General features: G+C 34.6%; 3 protein-coding genes. All 3 read right to left on the reverse strand.

Translation table 11 applies throughout. The features are described 5' to 3' along the window. Positions 1-132 precede the first annotated feature (132 nt). Entirely contained in the window at positions 133-507 is a 375-nt protein-coding gene (locus H5072_RS17225; RefSeq protein WP_039489282.1) for an Hpt domain-containing protein, read from the reverse strand. 108 nt (positions 508-615) lie between these two features. Next, entirely contained in the window at positions 616-1,356 is a 741-nt protein-coding gene (locus H5072_RS17230) for a bifunctional diguanylate cyclase/phosphodiesterase (RefSeq protein WP_024595976.1), read from the reverse strand. Between the two features lie 500 nt (positions 1,357-1,856). After that, positions 1,857-2,147 (reverse strand): hypothetical protein, encoded by a 291-nt coding sequence (locus H5072_RS17235; RefSeq protein WP_182694241.1) that lies wholly within the window; start codon positions 2,145-2,147, stop codon positions 1,857-1,859. Positions 2,148-2,307 lie beyond the last annotated feature (160 nt).

A 2,307-nucleotide genomic window follows, 5' to 3' on the forward strand; every position in this document is an offset into this window, starting at 1 on the left:
GTACCCATCTGTAAAGTGTTTGCATTGGAAACCAGCCTGCTCAAGCTGACTTGCATATAAAGCACCACTGGCAATGCTATCTTCAACAATATAAACAAGACCTTTATCAATTATATCTGACACAGCTTTCTCCTAGATAGCTATACTATTACTCATTATTTGATACGCATCTCGGGTTTTATCCAAGTTGTGTTTAATAACAAGCGCTGCGTGCAAGTTTTCTTGTGTAGTTGACGGTGGCGAATCGTGTAATTGTGTTGCTAACGCAGCTAAAGCAGATGCACCATATAAAGCTGCTGAATTTTTTAAGACATGCATTACTTCTTTAATTTTTATAGTATCTTCACTACTAATTGCCGTATCTAATTGGTTAGCCATAGTAACTAATTCATCAATAAATAATTTAATTAAACGAGCTAACACGGTTGTCCCAACATCCTTTTCGAGTTGAGTTAATACATTTAGCTCGGTAATACTTTTATCGACAAACTGCTCTGATATGGGCATAGATAACCTTTGTGTAAGTTAAAACTTCGTACACTAATAATATGTAAGAGTTGTAGTTTAAGAGTAATTTGTTTTTTGCATTTTGCAAATCAAAATGAATATAAACATTTACAAAGCCCAAGTATCAATACTTTTAGTTAACGTTTGCGGCTTATCTAGCAGGTACCCCTGAGCTATATCGCAACCAAGTTGTTCTAATATTTGTAATTGCTCATTCTCTTCTATACCTTCTGCTACCGTTTGTAAACCCAATCGTTGAGCCATCGCAATAATTGCGCTACATAACGTAAAGTCTTCATTATTAGTTGCAATACCACTTACAAAACTGCGATCAATTTTTAAACCATCAATATCAAATTGACGAAGTAAACCTAAAGAGGCATACCCAGTGCCAAAATCATCAATCCACACCTTTACGCCTTCTTTATGGAAGTTTTCAAACGCCTTAGCTATTTTATCAGGACTATGAATGAGCGCTGTTTCCGTTAATTCGACTTTAATAGCCTGTGGTGGTATTTGGTGCTTTTCTAGCAAAGACATTACTTTTGCAAACACATCACCATCTAAGATTTGTACCGGTGAAATATTTAATGAAACAGCAATATCTGTCATACCAAACTGCCGCATATGTTTTAAATCAGACAAACATTGCTCAAAAATCCAGTCACCTAATTCTAAAATCATTCCCGATTGCTCTACATGAGGGATAAACTCATCAGGGCCAACAATGCCAAAGCGCGGTGATTGGCACCTTACTAGCGACTCAAAGCCGACCAGCTTTCCAGATCCCAATGATACAAGCGGTTGATAAACCATTTTAAAATAATTATTTTGCATTGAATCAGACATGATCCTCTCTAACTCATGCCATCTTGCTAGATTGACTGGTTTTTCCGATTCTAGGTATTTAAACGCACTCATGATTTTGCTCCGGTTTCACTCTTAGTGACTTATTATATTAAAGAGCAATTTACAGGCCATTTTAAATACAAAAAAACAGAAATAAAAACCAATATATTCAGGTAGTTAAATTAGAATATTAAATGGATTTACTTCTCCCATTTCATTCGCATTTTGCAATTCAGTTTGCAATGCAGCTACATTGGCAATGTGAGCGCTTAATCGAGCTTATAAAACACAGATAAGCCAGTTAATAGATACTGACCAAAGCTAATATTAGCAATTGTATATGAGAAAAGAGAAAGCTTTGATAAAACCCTGTTTAGGTTAAGCACCATCTAAATTTAAGAGAAAATAAATAATTTTATGGGGAGGGATAAAAAATTAAATTGGTGGTAGGAACATAAAAAAACGCAGGCAACTATAAATAGTTACCTGCGCAAAAGTCTCTAGTTTGAAAGAGTGTCGTTATTTTCGTTTTTAGAAGAAGTTACATGTTGTGCATAGTTGGTATTTTGCGAGTCAAACGTATTACTCATCAACTGAGCGTTTTCAACATCAGCTTGTGTAAAAGTAATTGGCTGAATATCTGCCAGCGGTTCAATCGAATCGTTACCTCGTAAAACTGTTATACCTATTACTAAAGTGGCAACAAGCAAAATTGACAAAACCATAATTTCAGGTGTTAGTACCCAATTGTTACCTTTAGGCTGTTGTTTGGCTTTTGTGTTTGTTTGCATATTGCACCCCTTAAAAATTTAACTAAATTCGTCTTGATTTGATATTTAATATATTGCGAAAGTCGTGCCAACCAGATAACAACTTTACAAAAAAGTAAAAACCTTACAAAATCATGTCGTTAAAATAAATTAAAGGTATGATTGAGTATTTAAATAAAGT

The sequence above is a fragment of the Pseudoalteromonas sp. SR45-5 genome, assembly GCF_014163565.1.
In the GTDB taxonomy this organism is placed as follows: Bacteria; Pseudomonadota; Gammaproteobacteria; order Enterobacterales; family Alteromonadaceae; genus Pseudoalteromonas; species Pseudoalteromonas distincta.

Coding starts and splice junctions, on each gene's coding strand:
- H5072_RS17225 (WP_039489282.1), bottom strand. CDS start 507: ATGCCCATATCAGAGCAGTTTGTCGATAAAAGTATTACCGAGCTAAAT.
- H5072_RS17230 (WP_024595976.1), bottom strand. CDS start 1,356: ATGTCTGATTCAATGCAAAATAATTATTTTAAAATGGTTTATCAACCG.
- H5072_RS17235 (WP_182694241.1), bottom strand. CDS start 2,147: ATGCAAACAAACACAAAAGCCAAACAACAGCCTAAAGGTAACAATTGG.